Origin of the sequence: Microcystis protocystis FBCC-A270, assembly GCF_050500235.1 — a bacterium.
Taxonomy (GTDB): Bacteria; Cyanobacteriota; Cyanobacteriia; order Cyanobacteriales; family Microcystaceae; genus Microcystis; species Microcystis ichthyoblabe_A.
Window position 1 is genome coordinate 2867890 of record NZ_CP191407.1, and the last position, 16685, is coordinate 2884574.

At 42.8% G+C, this 16685-nt stretch carries 18 protein-coding genes; 10 read left to right on the top strand and 8 right to left on the bottom strand.

Annotated elements, in window-relative coordinates; all coding sequences use genetic code 11:
- Nucleotides 1-112: 112 nt before the first annotated feature.
- The 3 genes from ACQY1X_RS13880 to ACQY1X_RS13890 all read right to left on the bottom strand — a co-directional run bounded on the left by ACQY1X_RS13880 (nt 113) and on the right by ACQY1X_RS13890 (nt 1770).
- A complete protein-coding gene (locus ACQY1X_RS13880; RefSeq protein WP_430012961.1) occupies nt 113-289 on the bottom strand; it encodes a hypothetical protein in 177 nt (58 codons plus the stop codon).
- Nucleotides 290-645: 356 nt separating this feature from the next.
- Nucleotides 646-1422 carry a M48 family metallopeptidase gene (locus ACQY1X_RS13885; protein ID WP_002775455.1) on the bottom strand — a complete coding sequence of 259 codons (777 nt, stop codon included), beginning with the start codon at nt 1420-1422 and terminating at the stop codon, nt 646-648.
- A 63-nt stretch (nt 1423-1485) separates the two neighbouring features.
- Nucleotides 1486-1770: a hypothetical protein gene (locus ACQY1X_RS13890; RefSeq protein ID WP_002775456.1), complete on the bottom strand. Its 285-nt coding sequence runs from the start codon at nt 1768-1770 to the stop codon at nt 1486-1488.
- Nucleotides 1771-2073: 303 nt separating this feature from the next.
- Between ACQY1X_RS13890 and ACQY1X_RS13895 the strand changes: the two genes are divergently transcribed.
- Entirely contained in the window at nt 2074-2862 is a 789-nt protein-coding gene (locus ACQY1X_RS13895) for an ECF transporter S component (protein WP_024971296.1), read from the top strand.
- Between the two features lie 96 nt (nt 2863-2958).
- Here ACQY1X_RS13895 and ilvC read toward each other — a convergent pair whose 3' ends face one another.
- Complete coding sequence (gene ilvC / locus ACQY1X_RS13900; RefSeq protein WP_004158090.1) at nt 2959-3951, bottom strand: ketol-acid reductoisomerase; 993 nt, start codon at nt 3949-3951, stop codon at nt 2959-2961.
- Nucleotides 3952-4459: 508 nt separating this feature from the next.
- On the opposite strand from ilvC, the gene pilM reads away from it, so the two are divergent.
- From pilM to ACQY1X_RS13930, 6 genes are all read left to right on the top strand, one after another.
- Nucleotides 4460-5587 carry a type IV pilus assembly protein PilM gene (pilM, locus tag ACQY1X_RS13905; RefSeq protein ID WP_002792188.1) on the top strand — a complete coding sequence of 376 codons (1128 nt, stop codon included), beginning with the start codon at nt 4460-4462 and terminating at the stop codon, nt 5585-5587.
- A gap of 449 nt (nt 5588-6036) precedes the next feature.
- Nucleotides 6037-6816: an ABC transporter permease gene (locus ACQY1X_RS13910; RefSeq protein ID WP_430014790.1), complete on the top strand. Its 780-nt coding sequence runs from the start codon at nt 6037-6039 to the stop codon at nt 6814-6816.
- A gap of 52 nt (nt 6817-6868) precedes the next feature.
- Complete coding sequence (locus ACQY1X_RS13915) at nt 6869-7333, top strand: hypothetical protein (protein WP_002749361.1); 465 nt, start codon at nt 6869-6871, stop codon at nt 7331-7333.
- Between the two features lie 289 nt (nt 7334-7622).
- Nucleotides 7623-7865 carry a hypothetical protein gene (locus tag ACQY1X_RS13920; RefSeq protein WP_002775464.1) on the top strand — a complete coding sequence of 81 codons (243 nt, stop codon included), beginning with the start codon at nt 7623-7625 and terminating at the stop codon, nt 7863-7865.
- Nucleotides 7862-8329, top strand: coding sequence for a type II toxin-antitoxin system VapC family toxin (locus ACQY1X_RS13925; RefSeq protein WP_016517320.1), 468 nt, complete (start codon nt 7862-7864; stop codon nt 8327-8329). Before ACQY1X_RS13920 ends, ACQY1X_RS13925 begins: the two co-directional genes overlap by 4 nt.
- Nucleotides 8330-8417: 88 nt before the next feature.
- Nucleotides 8418-8912 carry a hypothetical protein gene (locus ACQY1X_RS13930; RefSeq protein WP_024968881.1) on the top strand — a complete coding sequence of 165 codons (495 nt, stop codon included), beginning with the start codon at nt 8418-8420 and terminating at the stop codon, nt 8910-8912.
- A gap of 176 nt (nt 8913-9088) precedes the next feature.
- On the opposite strand, the gene ACQY1X_RS13935 is transcribed toward ACQY1X_RS13930, so the two are convergent.
- Nucleotides 9089-10801, bottom strand: a complete 1713-nt coding sequence (locus tag ACQY1X_RS13935) for a hypothetical protein (protein ID WP_430014791.1) — start codon at nt 10799-10801, stop codon at nt 9089-9091.
- A gap of 492 nt (nt 10802-11293) precedes the next feature.
- A complete protein-coding gene (gene cimA, locus ACQY1X_RS13940) occupies nt 11294-12934 on the bottom strand; it encodes a citramalate synthase (RefSeq protein WP_002733550.1) in 1641 nt (546 codons plus the stop codon).
- A gap of 62 nt (nt 12935-12996) precedes the next feature.
- Between cimA and ACQY1X_RS13945 the strand changes: the two genes are divergently transcribed.
- A complete protein-coding gene (locus tag ACQY1X_RS13945) occupies nt 12997-13353 on the top strand; it encodes a 2Fe-2S iron-sulfur cluster-binding protein (RefSeq protein ID WP_430012963.1) in 357 nt (118 codons plus the stop codon).
- Between the two features lie 129 nt (nt 13354-13482).
- Entirely contained in the window at nt 13483-14028 is a 546-nt protein-coding gene (locus ACQY1X_RS13950; RefSeq protein WP_430014792.1) for a hypothetical protein, read from the top strand.
- Here the strand turns inward: ACQY1X_RS13950 and sds are convergent.
- On the bottom strand, nt 14025-14996 hold the full coding sequence (gene sds / locus ACQY1X_RS13955; RefSeq protein ID WP_016517315.1) for a solanesyl diphosphate synthase: 972 nt from the start codon (nt 14994-14996) through the stop codon (nt 14025-14027). The genes ACQY1X_RS13950 and sds overlap by 4 nt on opposite strands.
- A gap of 323 nt (nt 14997-15319) precedes the next feature.
- On the opposite strand from sds, the gene ACQY1X_RS13960 reads away from it, so the two are divergent.
- Nucleotides 15320-16015 carry an HAD family hydrolase gene (locus ACQY1X_RS13960; protein WP_002775478.1) on the top strand — a complete coding sequence of 232 codons (696 nt, stop codon included), beginning with the start codon at nt 15320-15322 and terminating at the stop codon, nt 16013-16015.
- On the opposite strand, the gene ACQY1X_RS13965 is transcribed toward ACQY1X_RS13960, so the two are convergent.
- Nucleotides 16012-16632, bottom strand: a complete 621-nt coding sequence (locus ACQY1X_RS13965) for a CPP1-like family protein (RefSeq protein ID WP_002732774.1) — start codon at nt 16630-16632, stop codon at nt 16012-16014. The genes ACQY1X_RS13960 and ACQY1X_RS13965 overlap by 4 nt on opposite strands.
- Nucleotides 16633-16685 lie beyond the last annotated feature (53 nt).

Sequence of the window (16685 nt, forward strand, 5' to 3'; positions counted from 1 at the left end):
AATAACCCCATAAATTTCGATTTGCGTCCATGTTCCTTAATTAAACTTTCCCGATAAGTTTGCCATTCTTCCCGTCTTCCCGACATATAATCAGCCATTTAATTGCTTCTTCCTAGGGATCAGCCCTTTTTTCGTCGAGTATCTTTTCCGCAGCAGGACGTACATGATCGATCAACCAGTTAGGATCGACGGTAGCAGCCGCATCCATTATCCGCCAAATTAGGTGAGACTGCACATAGGAATTATCAGAAACGACTTTAATTGCATCTCTAACTAGGGTTTGCGGCAAAAAGTTTTTCGTGGGGGTAGGGTGTGGGGTGTGGGGTGTGGGGTATAGGGTTTTACCGATTTTGAGGGGGTCAATTACCTAATTTTCAGGGAAAAAGTCCCTGAATTTTCCCCCCGATCACTCCCATATTTGGTACTTTTTGATTGACAAAAAGTCTAAAAGTCTTACCCAGCAAGGTTTTTAGATTTATTCAGCAAGTCCTAACTAAATTTTCGTGGAGAAATATATCGATCTTAGCCTCTGTGGAACGTCCACCGCTAAACCGGTTGGGTTGACCCAAGGAAACCCAACAAAAAGTCATGAGAGCAGGGGAATAGCGATCGCCATTCGGGAGAAGAATAATGTCTGGGGGAAGTTCAGTTATTAACCGAATTAAGCTGTTTTTGCAGTGCCACAATGCGATCGCTTGTAGCCGGATGGGTGCTGAGAATTGTCGGGGTAGAACCCCCCTGTTGTGTTAATTTTTGCATAAAGGAGATCATCGCCGTGGGTTCATAACCAGCCCTGGCCAAATTTGTTAAACCCAGTCGGTCCGCTTCTAATTCATCCTTGCGACTATTGGGCAGATTATAGGCGAGATTAACCGCCAATTGTACCCAAGTTTTTGTCTCTAATCCCGCCGCACTGAGAAGTCCTTGGGCGAGGGCAGTATTGCGTAATTGGGTGATAGAATGACGACCAACGATATGGCCGATTTCATGGGCAATCACGCTGGCTAATTCGGCCTCATTATCAGTAGTTTTAATCAATCCCGTGTGTAAATAGACAAATCCGCCCATAGTTGCGAAGGCGTTAATGCTATTGTCGCGCACCACTTGAAAAGTGTAGGGAAGGTCAGGGCGATCGCTAGTTGCCGCTAATTGCTGCCCGATTTCTTGGACATATTGGTTAATTCTGGCATCTTTGGACAGTTTCACCTTACCTGATTCTAATAAACCTTGATTAATCTGCCTACCGATGGCGACTTCCTGCTGAGGAGAAATAGTGGAGAGTTGAATAACTTGCACACCCCGAAAAAGTAAATCCATCCACGAGAGCGCGGAACTGTTTTGGGGATTGATAATCCCGATACTCAGGCTGAGCAGCAGAGAAATTATTGTTAATAGCCAAAAACGGGAGAAAATAAGGCGCATAGACGATTCGATCCCATAAAAACCTCATTCTTATTCTAGACATTGTCTATCACCCTTTGTCTGTTACTGTCCCCGATTGGTTTGATAGACGTAAAAGTTAAATAAATCGAATAAACTGCCAACAAAAGCAAAAGTAACAGCGATGGTTAACATTCCTTGTAGGGGATAACCGTCACCGAAAATGGTTAAAAATTGCAGAATTTGGCTAAAAACAGTCTGAGAAACCCAAGTAAAGCCGGGGACGTGACTGGTGGCGAATAAAGCAGTTAAAATCGAACCCACCAGGAGGACGGGAGCAACAAAACTTAATAGGGTGGAAAATAGCAGAGAACGGAGCAAAGTAAGCATGGGTGCTGATCTCCAGAGAATTGGGGGGCGATCGAACGGGAATAAGAATTTATACTCGCTCCCCTCTAGGATATACGTTCATCTCAGCTAGGGGCGGTTTTTTAAAAAATCTTAAAATATCATTAAGATTCTTGGTTAAGAAAAATATAGCAGAGGAATTCCCCACAGGAGCGTACACCGGTATGGATGCAGCGACTGCCTCCTTTCCGCTTGCTCAAATCCCGTGCTATAACGTTGACCATTAACTGCCCGAAGCGGATAAAACCAGAGGATGATAGAAAAGTTAGAATTACCCTTTCATCTATGACCCTAGATATTATCCCCGAAGGGGAAGAACGCAAAGTAGAAGCTGTCAGTAGTGCCGCTATTGATGGGGCGCCGATCGCCTATATTGTCGTCTTAGCGGCCATTGTCACTACCCTTTCTTTTATTCCCTTCTCCATTGTCCTCGCTTCCGGCGGTAGTATGCCCCTCAGTCAAGCGGTTTTTCCCCTTTTGGGTTGGTTACTCGGCCCGATCGCTGGGGCGATCGCTAGTGGCATTGGGTCCTTAATTGGGGCTTTTCTTGCCCCCTACACGGCAGGAATTCCCGCTATTTCGGTCTTTGGGGCAATTATAGCCAGTTTTGTGGCGGGAACGATGGTTTTAGGCAAAAAACGCCGTTATTGGTGGTTAGGATTGACGTTAATTTTTCTGATTCCCCTGTTTATCTACGCTAACCGGGCGATCGGACTGAACGGCATTTCGCCACAAGTCTTTATTGCTGGCGCTTTCGTCGATTGGTCGGCTTTGGTATTATTTATCCTACCGACCCGGACTCTTTTTCCCCATTGGATCAAAGGTAGCAATTTAGCCCTAGTAGCGGCGGGAATTTTTGGGGGTACCTGGACCGCCAGCGGCCTCTCCCATTTAGGAGCCGTCGCCATTACCTACTCGATTTTTAACTGGCCAGAAGAAGTCTGGATCGCTTTAATTGGGATCGTTCCCATAGAAAATCTGATTCGTTCCCTCGTCGGTATGGTGATCGGTTGTGGTGTCATTGCCGGTTTACGGGCGATCGGTCTGGTTAAATCAAGAGAGGCGATCTACTAAAATGGAAGTTTTCCCTTTGGGGAGTAGGGTGTCGGGGCGGACACAACGGTAAGAATTCTGGGGTCGCGTCCAACCCGACACCGAAAAAAAAGAGAACTAGCGTTTTAGCCAACTCATCATCGCCCGCAGATCTTGGCCGACTTCTTCGATCGAATGTTCTGCTTCTTGACGACGCATAGCGGTGAAACCCGGTTTACCAGCTTGATTTTCGAGGACAAACTCTCTGGCAAATTGTCCCGATTGAATTTCCAGGAGGATTTTCCGCATTTCGGCCTTAGTTGCTTCCGTCACCACCCGCGGACCGCGAGTGTAGTCACCGTACTCGGCTGTATTGGAAATACTATCGCGCATTTTGGCTAAACCGCCCTCGACGATCAGATCGACGATCAGTTTTACCTCGTGTAAACACTCAAAATAGGCTAATTCGGGCTGATAACCGGCTTCTACGAGGGTTTCAAAGCCAGCTTTAATTAAAGCACTTAAACCGCCGCATAATACTGCTTGTTCGCCAAAAAGGTCGGTTTCTGTCTCCTCGCGGAAAGTGGTTTCCAAAACCCCGGCCCGAGTGCCACCAATACCTTTAGCGTAGGCCATTGCCCGATCGCGTGCTTGGCCGGTAGCATCTTGATAGACGGCGAATAAACAGGGGACTCCTTGACCTTGTTCGTAGGTGCGACGGACGAGATGGCCCGGTCCTTTGGGGGCAACCATAACCACATCGACATTATCCGGGGGAACCACTTGACCGAAATGAATATTAAAGCCGTGGGCAAAAGATAACACCTTGCCTGCGCTTAAATTCGGGGCAATTTCGTGGAGATAAATCGTTTTCTGCACTTCATCTGGTAAGAGGATCATGATCCAGTCGGCAATTTTAGCGGCTTCGGCCACATCATAAACCGGAATACCGGCTTCTTTGGCTTTGATGGCCGATTTACTGCCGGGATATAGACCAACAATCACATTAACGCCACTATCCTTGAGATTTAATGCGTGGGCATGACCCTGGGAACCATAACCAATAATAGCGATCGTTTTCCCCGCTAATAAGTCTAAATTGGCATCCTCATCATAGTACATTCGTGCCATCGAACTCGCTCCTTAAATTTTTTTGTCACTGTGCAAACTCCTAATTATACGCGAAAATCACGCCCGTCAGAAGCATTTGATCGCCTATTTCTAGGAGTCAAGAAAAAATAGTGTCGAGAAAATTCAAATTTTCTCGAGATATTTGGGTACTCTAACTAGGGAAAGCTGACTTGATCTAGTGGAGCAGAAGGGGGGGATAATGGCCAATTTTTAGCTTGGACTTGGTTCTTTCACCAAAATTGATTACAATATCATCATCAATAGCTGCTTCCTCTGCTCCTATCCAGTTAGGATTAACCTCGGTCTGAACACAGATAATCAGGTTAATATTAGTGCAGAAATAGCTTCTCTCCCCCTCGATTTTCACCTGTTCTGGGTAAATTACCCAGTTAGGATCGTTTATAGACTGATTTACTGCCTTGATCGATACTAAATAAAATCAGGTGAAAAGATCAAGATTATTGGCTTTGTTGATCACCAATTCCCTTAGACCTGCCCCAGAAAATCTATGGTAAGTTTTTTTAAGAAGCTATTGACAAAAAAAACTCAAGGTATTGGGTTAGAGATTACCCCAGAGCGCCTTAACGTGGTTCAGATCGCCAAACAGAAACAAAATTATAAATTAGTTAAATGTTGTTCGTCGGATATCCCAGAAGGCATCTTTGAGGAGGGAAAAATCGTCGATTCCGTCGCTTTAGCGGAATTAATCCAAGAAGTCCTCAAGGAAAATAAAATTAACAGCAAACGAGTCGCTACTGCTGTCCCCATGCGCGAGTCAATTATCCGGATTATCCCTATTCCCTCGGAATTGGACGAGGAGGAATTGCGCGATCTGGTCTTAAATCATGAAGCTAATTTATACCTTCCCTATCCGCGGGAGGAAGTGGATATCGACTACCAAAAACTGGGCTACTTTCAGGATGAAGACGGCATCGAAAAGGTGCAGGTTTTGCTGGTAGCTACTCGTCGGGAGATCACCGATGCCTATCTGGAGACCCTGCAACGGGCAGGATTACAGGTAGATGTGCTAGAAATTAATAGTTTTTCCCTAATTCGGACGATTCGCGATCAGTTGCGACAGTTTAGTTCCAATGAAGCTACCGTTATTGTCGATATAGAATTTGATAACACGGAAATTGCCATCGTGGTGGACGGCGTTCCCCAATTTTCCCGCACTGTCCCCATCGGCACTTTCCAGCTACAAAACGCCATTTCCAGGGCGATGAATTTGCCCACCCCCCGCAGTCCTGAGATTCTTTTGGGGATGACAATCCCGATCACTGCCTTTGATAGTCTTGACACCAATACCGGTGCTTCCAGAACCTTTACTACCGCCGGGATTGCGGCACTGATGCGGGTTTTAGGGGAATTAACCGATGAATTGCGGCGATCGATTAATTTCTATCTTAACCAAAGTGATGAACTGGAAATGGAAATTGTCCAGTTACTTTTAGCCGGTCCCGGGGGCGGTTTAGCGCAACTAGACGAATATTTTACTCAACGTCTCAACGTCCCCACCACGGTAATCGATCCCATCACATCACTGAACTTAGATACAACTCAAGAGATTCCTAATGCCGAAAGACCTGGTTTAGGAACAGTCCTCGGTTTAGGATTGCGGGAGGTTGACAATTAGCTAACGTTTTGTTAACATACACTTACATACGCTACTAATTAGGGTTGGCTGAATAATAGTAAAACCCTTTTAAAATAAGACTTTTGACCTGTTAAAATCCAATGTTCATGCTGCGAAAATCGGATTGGGACATTCAAAAACCTGGCCTTATTCTTTTTTTAGTAGATAAACTGGTACAAAGAAGCAGGGCAACAAAGTCTGAAACTCCCGACTCCCGACTCCTGACGACCGGCTACTCACTCCTAACCCCACCAACAAACTTTTTCAGCAAACCCTAAATAAAGAGGTTTTGACAACCAAATTAAAGCATATCTAAAGAGTTTTGGGTTAAAAGTTAAACTTCAGGTTTTCATTCATAACAAATGAACTAACTAATTTTTTGGGGAAAATTAGTTAACCCATGACCATAACATATAATTAATTGGCAAGAGTTCTTTTGATGAAAGGCTATGGGTATCAGCATCCTGAGAATCTGGGCAATCGCAGCTAACAGTTTTCGCGAGGTTATTCGCGCTCGCATTCTTTACTTTATCGGGTTTTTTGCCTTGTTGATGGCCTTCGCTTGGCGTTTATTACCAGAAATTGCGGTGGGAACCCATCAGAAAATCTTTCTTGACTTGGGATTAGCCGCTATCGGACTATTAGGGGTAATTGTCGCGGTTTTTGTGGGTACAGGGCTAATTAATCAGGAAATTGACAAGAGAACTATTTTAGTTTTGATTCCTAAACCCCTGAGTCGGGCCGAATTTATCCTTGGTAAACACTTGGGTTTGTCCGGGGTTTTAGCGGTGATGTTGGGGGTAATGTTGGTGATTTACCTGCTGATGTTGCTGGGGATGAAAGTATCTTTTCAAGCTTTACCCCTGATTGTCTCGGTTTTCTATCTCGGTTTGGAATTAATTCTGATCGCAGCCGTGGCGATCGCTTTTGGGGTATTTACCAGTTCGATTTTAGCCACGCTAATGACTTTTGGGGTCTATCTAATGGGTCACATCAGCAAAGACCTGATCCAATTGGGTATAATCAGCAAAAATCCCAATATTCTCGCTATCACCAAAAATATTTATCTAATTCTCCCAGATTTGGAAAGATTAAATTTTAGAAATGAGGCCGTTTATGGTTTGCTCCCTAGTGCTGATGTCTTAATCGCTAATGCCCTCTACAGTCTCGTTTATACTGGTCTATTATTGGGTATCTCCATCCTCATCTTTTCACGACGACAATTTTAAATGGGGTTGCCGAATGTCATCGCCATCGATTAGTTTATAGAGATGATTAGCCATGAAATTAAAGGCCCAACTGCATATTTTAAGTCGAGAAGCGGTCAATTACGGACTGGCAACCGTGGTCATGGACGAAGCGGTTAATCCCGTCCTTGCAGCTTTTGCTAGACAGTTAAAACATTTACAATACTATGTAGTTCAGAATAGCCAAGGTGATTGGTTACTAACCACCTTAGCTCATCGGCAGCAGCCAGAACAGGAAAAAAGGGTGATCTATGCTTTTGCTACGGAAAAAATGGCCATATCTGCCCAAAATACTGCTAATTCACCCCTATCAACGCTCCTGATTCCTGTAACCCATCTTTTATTCCAATTATTTGCCGTAGAAAAAGTAGATAGTATTATTTTTCTGGAAAATGCACACACCGCTCAAACAGGAAAAGAAATCTCCCGGATCCAATTAAAGGCTAATATTGAAAAACAACTACAAAAACTGGGGACAATTCCTGCCAATCTTGCTTAATTAGTTATCCTTAATCAAGGCGAATTAGATGTCATACTAAATCCGTTGAGTATAGGCTACATATCAGGAGAGGCAATAGGCACTCTTGCAATAGGCAAAAGGAGAAATAGATAATCAGTCTGTAATAACGAGATTTAGCATTACCACCAGAGACTTTTTAAGCTGGCAACTTGAGTCTAGCCTAATCAGGGAGATTATTTAGAGCCGATCGTATAAACAAGCACCTGAGCCAAACGGCTAGGAGCATATCGGTTACTATAGAGAGTGTCTATTTTCTCAAAACCGACCTATGCTGCGAGAAGATCTTAAGAAAGAATTAGATAAACTAAACGATGATCAACTGAAAAAGATTGCTGATTTCATAGCCGACCTTGAGTTTCAGTCTGGACAAGTCCCATCGTCTGTTCCGCTTTGGCAAAGAGCAACACCATCCCAGAGAGCTAGGGAATTGCGTGAATGGGTGTTACAACTTCCCAAAGATAGTCCGAGTCTAGGAGATGAAGCCTTTAGTCGCGATAGTATTTACGAATGATGACGAGATATTTACTTGACACTAATATTGTTATGCGATTGTGCAATTGTTCCGACCTACAGCATAAGCTGGCAACCAATGCAGTTTCTCGTCTGCTCATGCAATCAGATGAATGTTTCCTTGCGACACAAGTAATAATTGAGTTTTGGGTTGTTGCCACCAGACCAACTGAAGTCAATGGTTTGGGTTGGTCTGTAGAACAAACCAGAAGCATGATAGATCAACTTCTCGCTCGTTTTCCAGTCTTGGCAGAATCTCGGCAGATTTTTACAAATTGGCTGAACTTAGTCACAACTAACAGAGTGATGGGTAAACGCACTCATGATGTTCGTCTCGTTGCGGCTATGCTTGCCAATGAAATGACACATCTGTTGACCTTTAATCCCAGTGATTTTGCGGGTATATCAAGTATTACCCTAACTCATCCACAAGATTTGAACCCGTTTGATACTAATGAGCCATAGTGTTGGCGAGCGCCGCATAACTCAATCGTTATCAATAGGGAAAAGTTAATTATCTGCAATGGCCTTTTTTACTCTTACTCAGATTACCATGACCGAGCCAACCCGATTAAACTATCACGATACCTATTCTTGTCCCGTCTGTCGCCATGGTAAAATTGCCACTTTACCCCTAATGGAAGCCTATGCTTGTAACTTTTGTCAACACATTTTTACTGCTAATTTAGAAAGACAGCTTTTAAAAATGGCCGATAGTCAATTACCCTTAACTTGGTATTGGAATGGTAAGTATTGGCAGGGTTTACCGAGAGAAGGAATCGAGATGGCAGGTTTTTACTTAATTATCGGTTTAGGATTTGTGATTTTTCCCACAGCAATTGTGGCTACGGGAGCCTATCTTTTTCCTCCGGTCGAGGGGAGTCCTTTGTCATGGGTGCCTCTATTTTGGTCGATTTTAACCTTTATTTGCCATGCTATTTGTTTACTCTGGTTAATTATCGAATATTATCAGTTTCCCGTTAATATGTATCTGCGGGCCATAGCTCGTCGTTGGCAAAATTCTTTTGTTACTAGATTATTATCCTAGGGTTATTTAACTGCTCCAAAGTCTGACTACAAAAATTTGCTTCCTCTAAATTTTCCTTTTTAAGAGGGACTTAGATTCAATCTGTAATTTGCCTAGAGAGAATTGGTATAAAAGAGTGATTAAAGACGGCAAAAACTTAATCAGAAAGGCTAAATTTTACTCGACATTGACTAACCTTAAAAAGGTTGAAAATAATTGACAGATTTTTTATTGTTAGGAGCGATTAAATAATCGTACAGATATACTTTATCGAAAGAATCTATAGTTGAATTAGTCAGGGGTTTAAAGGAAAATTTCTTAGCTCCTGCAACAATTGGGGTAGTTGTGCGGACAAGTTTCCCATCTTTTTCCTGTAACAAAATAATTTCCGAAGTTTTAACTTGGCGAGCGGGTTCCCAGGGATAATAAAAGAACAATAATCCATTGTCGTTATTTAAAGCTATTTCTCCATTGGCAGCGATTTTTAGCTGCCAATCAGGATTGAGTTTATATAGTTTAGGAACGTTTTTCCATTGCCAAGGAAATTGATAAAGTTGACCGACTACACTGGGCATAGACCAAGCAAAAGGATACAACTGACTTCCCCAAGGTAGACTAGGAGCATCGACTAAAATAACTTGTCCATCGTTCAGATCGGGGGCTAATTGTATAACATCAGCCCAAAAAGCTTGCTGATATTTCCAACTTAGTTTATTTTGCTGTTGCACGATAATTCCAAATCCAATCAACAAAGAAAAATAAGTCGCTAAGAGGAGAGCCGCAAGATTTTTTTGCCGATAACTATTGGCTAAATAAACAATCAAATAGCCAAGAATTCCCCCAAGAATAGAAGCTCCAACCACGGCAGCCGCATGAACACGGGAATCACGTCCACTAATGAGGGTAGCAGGAACGGTAAAAGTTAAGGGATAGGCCAAGAATAAGAGACTTATCCCCAAAAGGCTCAACTGTTTAATTATCGGCCAATTTTCCCCACTATTCAGTCCCGAAAAACGAGAATTTTGTAAGAATAGCCATAGCAACATAAGTAATGAAAGAGGCACAAAAATTAACAATTCTCCCCTGAGATTGTGCAAAGTTTGCCAAGGACGATAGACAAATGTTCCTAAACAGACAAATGGTCCGGTAATTATTTGACGAATCGGAGTAGAAATAGCGGTTGCTATATCTAAGTCTCCAACCCGGCCATCACCAGTCAACTTTCTGAGAATTAAAACCACTAGGAAAATCGTACCTAAGATGAATAGATGTTTAATTAATTCTTTAAATATCTCCGACTGAGGCTTTTTGGTTAGAAAAGGTGCGGTGATGAACAGCAAAAAACAGGTCTCATAACTAAGAAAAGAAGCAGTAATCAATAGGTAAGACCAAAATTTTTTATCGTTTAGATAACTTAAAAAAGCTAGTAAAAGAAAGGTTAAGGCGGGCAAAATGTGAATATGAGTGAGAAAAGCCCTAGTGTTATCGGCAGGAAATAAAGTAAATGCAAGGGTACCCGTCAGGACAAAAATAGGTTGATTCCAGAGACGTTGGAGAAATAGATAAAAGAGGATATTATTGGTTAATGCCAATAGATAGGCACTTATATAAATAAGCGGCAATCCTCCCAATTTTCCAGCAAAGTATGCAGAGAAGAAGAGGATGTTAAAGCCGACAACTCTACCTTGAAAAAATGCTAAATTCATGTTCTTAACAGAGTCAACAAATCTGGAAAAGTCCATGGTGAGTATGTTACCGATGAAAGCGTAATCATCTTCGTATAGACCCAAGTGATTAAAATACCAAAAGTGGGCGATCCAAGTAATCAATGCAATGGTTAAAAATGTAGTAATTTTCAATGATTTATTATTCAATAACGTCATTGATTTTCCTATAGCTTGTGTAGTCATAAATAAATATTTTATGTGAAATTTACAGCTTCAACAGGCTGAGCAATTGAATTACCTAGTGGTTCTTCGGTTTCTGTTATGCAATGTACGGGGGTTATAAGGGACGGAACCCTTATAGAGAAAAACGTTTGGCGATTTTTGTCAATTGTTTTTGATCTAGAGCGAACTAATCAATTAAATCTCTTGCCAGATAAGGATTTAGTTTATTTATGCCACCCTATCGAACCATAAAAAGTAACGAAGAGCCTACCTAGTTAAGCTTGCTTTCTCTTGTTGGAAGAATTATGGATTCTTTCTGATAATATATCAGTGTTTAAACTCTGTCAAGGCGAGATTGTACTAAATCCTGTTTAAAAGGTATAAGGTACAGGGGAGAAGGGAGCAGGGGAGAGGGGAGATAGGAGACAGGAGATAGGAGTCAGTAGTTAACTGTTCAGTGAAAACTCAAATTTGATAACTGATAACTGATAACCGATAACTGATTACTGTTCCCTAAATTGTCCCTAAAGGACAAAATTGACCCGATAATTCTAGTTTATTGTTTTGCAGCAGATATAAACCGTACTCAATTCCTTCTACTACTGCTTGATAGGAAGCTTCTAAAATATTACTAGACACTCCCACAGTAGTCCATCTTTGTTGACCGTTACTGGACTCGATTAAAACCCTAGTTTTCGCTGCCGTCCCCGAACCACTATCGAGAATTCTCACTTTATAATCGGTCAGGTGAAAGTTAGCAATTTCGGGATAGAATTTGACTAAAGCCTTTCTTAAAGCCCGATCTAAAGCAGCCACTGGACCGTTACCTTCGGCCACTTCTAATAAATCTTCCTCTTTTACCTGTACTTTAATTGTCGCAATCGCATTACCACTATCCCGGAGCATATCACAATAAACTTGGAATCCTTTTAATTCAAAAAGGTGACTTCTCTGTCCCAAAGCTTCCCGCATTAATAACTCAAAACTAGCTTCGGCTGCCTCAAATTGATAACCCTGACTTTCTAAGATTTTTAAACGTTCCAATATTTGCCGACAGGTGGGATCATCTTTATTTAAATCGATGCCAAAACTGCGCGCTTTCGCTAAGACATTACTTAATCCCGATTGGTCAGAAATGACGATGCGGCGCTGATTCCCGATCGCTTCTGGATTAATATGTTCGTAGGTGAGGGGATTTTTCGCCACCGCAGAAACGTGAATACCGCCTTTATGGGCAAAAGCGGAACGTCCGACGAAGGGAGCATGATCATCCGGGGCTAAATTGACCATTTCGCTGATTTTTCGGCTAGTTCCCGTCAATCGGCCTAATTGATTTTCTTCTAGGCAAGAAAAGCCCATTTTTAACTGAAGATTGGGAATTAAAGTACATAAATTGGCATTGCCGCAGCGTTCCCCATAACCGTTAATTGTGCCTTGAATCATGCGTGCGCCCTCGTTAACTGCCGCTAAAGAGTTAGCTACGGCGGTTCCTGCATCATTATGAGCATGAATGCCTAATTGAGGCGCATTTTCCTCATCAGGATCGATACCCAATTGCTCCCGCACTTTCTCCACAATAGGGGCGATTTCTTGGGGTAAAGTGCCACCGTTGGTATCACAGAAAACTAACCATTCGGCCCCGGCATCCCTGGCGGTTTTGAGGGTTAAAAGGGCGTATTCGGGGTTATTTTTGTAACCATCAAACCAATGTTCGGCATCATAAATGACTCGTCTTCCCTGACAGCGTAGATACTCGATCGTATCTCCTATCATGGCTAAATTCTCCTCCAAACTGGTTTTTAAGCCCTCTGTGACGTGCAGATCCCAAGATTTGCCGAAAATTGTCACCCAACGGGTTCTAGCTGCGAGAATGGCGGTTAACATCGGATCTTCTCGGGCTTCGACATGGGGGCGACGAGTGGAACAAAAAGCGACTAATTCCGCTTGTTTTAGGGGTTTTTCGTGCATTTTCCAGAAAAATTGACCGTCTCTAGGGTTTGCGCCCGGCCAACCGCCTTCGATAAAAGGAATACCCATCCGATCTAATTCCCTAGCGATTTTAATTTTGTCTTCTAGGGAGAGGGAAATACCTTCTCGCTGGGCCCCATCCCGGAGAGTAGTGTCATAGACCCAAATGCGCTTACCATTGTTCATAGAAATAGTCAATAGGTGTTAATATTAATTAATAACTGTAGCGACTTAAAATCACGCCCCTAATGCCTAGAATAACAGTTTACGGTCAAACAATCACCTGCGATCGAGGTGAAAATCTCCGTCGTATATTATTAAAACATGACATTTCTTTGTATAATGGCGGTTCCAAGTTAATCAATTGTCGCGGCATCGGCAGCTGTGGAACCTGTGCGGTGGCAATTGTGGGCGAAGTTTCTGCTATCAATTGGCAGGAAAAAGCTCGTTTTTCTTTACCTCCCCATAACCCCAATAATAACCGTCGTCTTGCTTGTCAAGTCAAAGTTTTTGGTGATATTGAAGTGACTAAATACGATGGTTTTTGGGGACAAGGAGACTCAGTGATCAGTGATCAGTTATCAGTGATCAGTGAGCAGTATTAAGTGTTAAAGTGTTAAAGTATTAAGTGGCAAGTTCGGAGCCTTCTTTTCACTGATTAATGATTACTGTTTACTGTTTACTGTTCACTGTTTACTGTTCACTGTTTACTGTTTACTGATTAAGGTTATCAAATGAACGAGACAATAACTTTTCGGATATCACCAATAATTCGGGTAACTTTATTAAGTTTATATGTGGCGTTAACCATCCCTTTACCCTTTTTAGCAAAAGTCACTAATTCCCCCGTTAATCCCAATTTTCTTTGGTTAGGAATCAGCTTAGGATTAATCGCTTTATACGGAGCTTTAAGTGAAAGAGTGATTTTATCAGAAACAGGGATACAAGTTACCTATCCCCAATGGTTTCCTGCTTTTCTTCGCTCTGGTTGGTGGTTAAATTGGACAGATATAAAAGAACTTAAATGTCGCAGTACAGGACAGGGTGGTTTAGTTTATTATTTCCTTGATCGCTCCGCAGAAAAAGCCTATTTATTGCCGATGCGAGTGGTGGGATTTAATCGCATGGTCAAAATAATCGAGGAAAAAACTAACTTGGATATGACCGATATTCGCCCCCTTTCTCAGCCTTGGATGTATGGAATTCTTTTTATTCTCACCCTATTTTTATTATTAGTCGATGGGTGGACTATTGCTACGGCGAGAACTATTATTCCCTAATAAATTCGGCTCAAAACGTAATCCACTAGCTCGATTAGCACCTCTTTTGAGGGAGAAGAAGCTAAACAGTCAAGGTGTTTTAAGGCACTTTGACCGTATTGACTGGCTAACTCTTTTGAGCGAGGAATCCCTTGGCTAGAGTGAATAAAATCAAGAGCTTTTTCGATGTCTCCTTCCTGACTAAATTCCCGTTCGATTAACACTTCTATATAGGGATTTTCCTCCATAGCAAAGAGAGCGGGAGCAGTGATATTACCACTGATCAAATCGGAGCCAGAGGGTTTTCCTAATACTTCCGTGGGGGAGGTAAAATCGAGAATATCATCGACGATTTGAAAAGCTAATCCTAAATTGCGACCATAATTATATAAATGATGATTAACTTCAGCCGATTGCTCGCTTAATACCCCAGCGGCTTTGGCACTATTGGCAATTAAAGAAGCTGTTTTGTAGTAACTTTTTTCTAGATAAGCTTCCAGGGAGATACTGGTATCAAAGCGATTAATTCCCTGTTGAATTTCCCCTTCAGCAAAATCGCGAATCACTTCTGAGAGCAATTTTACCACTTCTAAATTATCTAAATTAGCTAGATACCAAGAGGATTGAGCGAAGAGAAAATCCCCCGCTAAAACCGCCACGCGATTGTCAAATAAACTGTTAACGGTGGGAACACTGCGCCGCAATTCTGCCTCATCTACCACATCATCATGGACAAGACTGGCAGTGTGAATCATCTCCGTGATTTCCGCTAATCGACGATGACGGGGAGTGATATCCCGGTCTAACATGGTAGCGCGAGATACCAGCAACACGATCGCCGGTCGAACGCGTTTACCACCGGCCTCGAACAAATGTTCTGCTGCCGCCGCTAAAATGGGATGACGAGCGCCGACGAGATTTTTTAAGTTATCGGTCAAAAGACGGAGATCATCGTCAACGGGTGCGAATAAAGAAGTTGTTGGGATCATTGGTTAGCCAATTGGCGAGATAGTTACGAAAGTTTACATATCCTTACATTTATTTTAAGCTAACCGTCCAGACTAGGGAAGGGGAAGCATCAGTGATCAGTGATCAGTAAACAGTGAGGGGTTGGAGGTTGGGGTTTTGGGGTATTAGTTGAAATTTCCCCATCTCCCCCCACACCCCACACCCCACACCCCACACCCCACACCCTACACCCCACACCCCACTTCCCTCATCCCTAATTTTTTTCCTGACAAAACCCTTGTCATTGTCAAGACTCTAGGGTAACTTGTATATAAAAATTAATAAAGCGAGAAGTATTAGAACGATGTTGAGACTAATTAGCGACTTTGACGGCCCGATAATGGACGTATCGGAGCGATATTACCAAGTTTATCAATACTGTTTACAGAAAACCGCCTATAAAGGTCAAATTATCGGGGAATTATCGAAAGCGGAGTTCTGGCAGTTAAAACGGGATCAGGTTTCTGAGAAGCGTATCGGGGAAATGTCAGGATTAGATGAAGATCAAGCGCGTAAATTTGCCCATCTTCGTCGTCAAACTGTTCATACTTTACCCTATCTTGTCCACGATCGCCCGGTGGTTGGTTCTTTGGAAACTCTCCAGAAAATCCAAGAGTTAAAGATCGATTTAGTCGTGATGACGATGCGGCGGGTATCTGAGCTAGATCATGCCTTTAATCGCCACGATATCGGTCGTTTTTTCGCCGCTAATCGTCGTTATTGTCTAAATAACAATTACACCAAAACCAACGACGTGCGCGACAAAACCCTGCTTATGGCTAAGGCCGCTAAAGAACTGCCGGCGGCTGCCGATACTTGGATGGTGGGGGATACGGAAGCGGATATTGCCGCCGCTAAGAGCCAAAATATCAAGGTTATTGGCGTATTATCGGGGATTCGCAGCCGTTCCCGTTTAGAGAGCTACGAGCCTGATTATATCGTCAATAACCTTGGGGAAGCAGTGGACGTGATCTTAGGATCCCTACGAGCGTTCGGTTAACGGAAAAAACTACTAATCACCCAAAAGATCAGAAAAGTGATGAGCGCATAAATTTGGCGATCACCGAAAATATTCAAATCAGCCTTGGCCGCTAAACTGGCTAATCCTGCTCCCAGAGCGACTCCTAGCACTAAACCAGCGAGAGTGAATAGTAAGGCGCGGCCAAAACGTTTTTCTTTGCGGTTGAAAAAATAGATATTAACGAAAACGCCAAAAGCTAAGAGCAGCGGTAAAAGGGAGCCACTGGGATCGGGAACTAACAGCGTTATTGCTCCTAAACAAGCGTAAATCACTGCTGGTACACCGATATCCTGTGCAGAAGGTGTATCGATTGAGCTTCGCCACCAGTTAGGAGATTTACTGCTAGTAACTGGTTTACTTTCCACCGGAATCGTCAGACGTTCGGGAAAACGAATGCGATCGGGTACTTTAATCCTACCTTCCTGTCGCATCCGCAGTCGATCCATGAGGACAGAATCGTAGGCCGCCTCGATCGATTCGACAATTTTGCTATCATTCTGATACTGTTGCACCAGTCTTTGTTTGGCCTCTTGAATTTCTTCAAAAGAGGATTCTTCAGTAACCCCAAGTTGTTCGTAGGGATTCTGTTCACTCATGAACATACCTCCTTAATTATGCTCCCGATAGTCATGATCTTAACCCGATGTTC

Bases quoted from the DNA above. Each gene is read 5' to 3' on its own strand.
- ACQY1X_RS13885 (WP_002775455.1), bottom strand. From the start codon at position 1,422: ATGCGCCTTATTTTCTCCCGTTTTTGGCTATTAACAATAATTTCTCTG.
- ACQY1X_RS13890 (WP_002775456.1), bottom strand. From the start codon at position 1,770: ATGCTTACTTTGCTCCGTTCTCTGCTATTTTCCACCCTATTAAGTTTT.
- ACQY1X_RS13895 (WP_024971296.1), top strand. From the start codon at position 2,074: ATGACCCTAGATATTATCCCCGAAGGGGAAGAACGCAAAGTAGAAGCT.
- ilvC (WP_004158090.1), bottom strand. From the start codon at position 3,951: ATGGCACGAATGTACTATGATGAGGATGCCAATTTAGACTTATTAGCG.
- pilM (WP_002792188.1), top strand. From the start codon at position 4,460: ATGGTAAGTTTTTTTAAGAAGCTATTGACAAAAAAAACTCAAGGTATT.
- ACQY1X_RS13910 (WP_430014790.1), top strand. From the start codon at position 6,037: ATGGGTATCAGCATCCTGAGAATCTGGGCAATCGCAGCTAACAGTTTT.
- ACQY1X_RS13915 (WP_002749361.1), top strand. From the start codon at position 6,869: ATGAAATTAAAGGCCCAACTGCATATTTTAAGTCGAGAAGCGGTCAAT.
- ACQY1X_RS13920 (WP_002775464.1), top strand. From the start codon at position 7,623: ATGCTGCGAGAAGATCTTAAGAAAGAATTAGATAAACTAAACGATGAT.
- ACQY1X_RS13925 (WP_016517320.1), top strand. From the start codon at position 7,862: ATGATGACGAGATATTTACTTGACACTAATATTGTTATGCGATTGTGC.
- ACQY1X_RS13930 (WP_024968881.1), top strand. From the start codon at position 8,418: ATGACCGAGCCAACCCGATTAAACTATCACGATACCTATTCTTGTCCC.
- ACQY1X_RS13935 (WP_430014791.1), bottom strand. From the start codon at position 10,801: ATGACTACACAAGCTATAGGAAAATCAATGACGTTATTGAATAATAAA.
- cimA (WP_002733550.1), bottom strand. From the start codon at position 12,934: ATGAACAATGGTAAGCGCATTTGGGTCTATGACACTACTCTCCGGGAT.
- ACQY1X_RS13945 (WP_430012963.1), top strand. From the start codon at position 12,997: ATGCCTAGAATAACAGTTTACGGTCAAACAATCACCTGCGATCGAGGT.
- ACQY1X_RS13950 (WP_430014792.1), top strand. From the start codon at position 13,483: ATGAACGAGACAATAACTTTTCGGATATCACCAATAATTCGGGTAACT.
- sds (WP_016517315.1), bottom strand. From the start codon at position 14,996: ATGATCCCAACAACTTCTTTATTCGCACCCGTTGACGATGATCTCCGT.
- ACQY1X_RS13960 (WP_002775478.1), top strand. From the start codon at position 15,320: ATGTTGAGACTAATTAGCGACTTTGACGGCCCGATAATGGACGTATCG.
- ACQY1X_RS13965 (WP_002732774.1), bottom strand. From the start codon at position 16,632: ATGAGTGAACAGAATCCCTACGAACAACTTGGGGTTACTGAAGAATCC.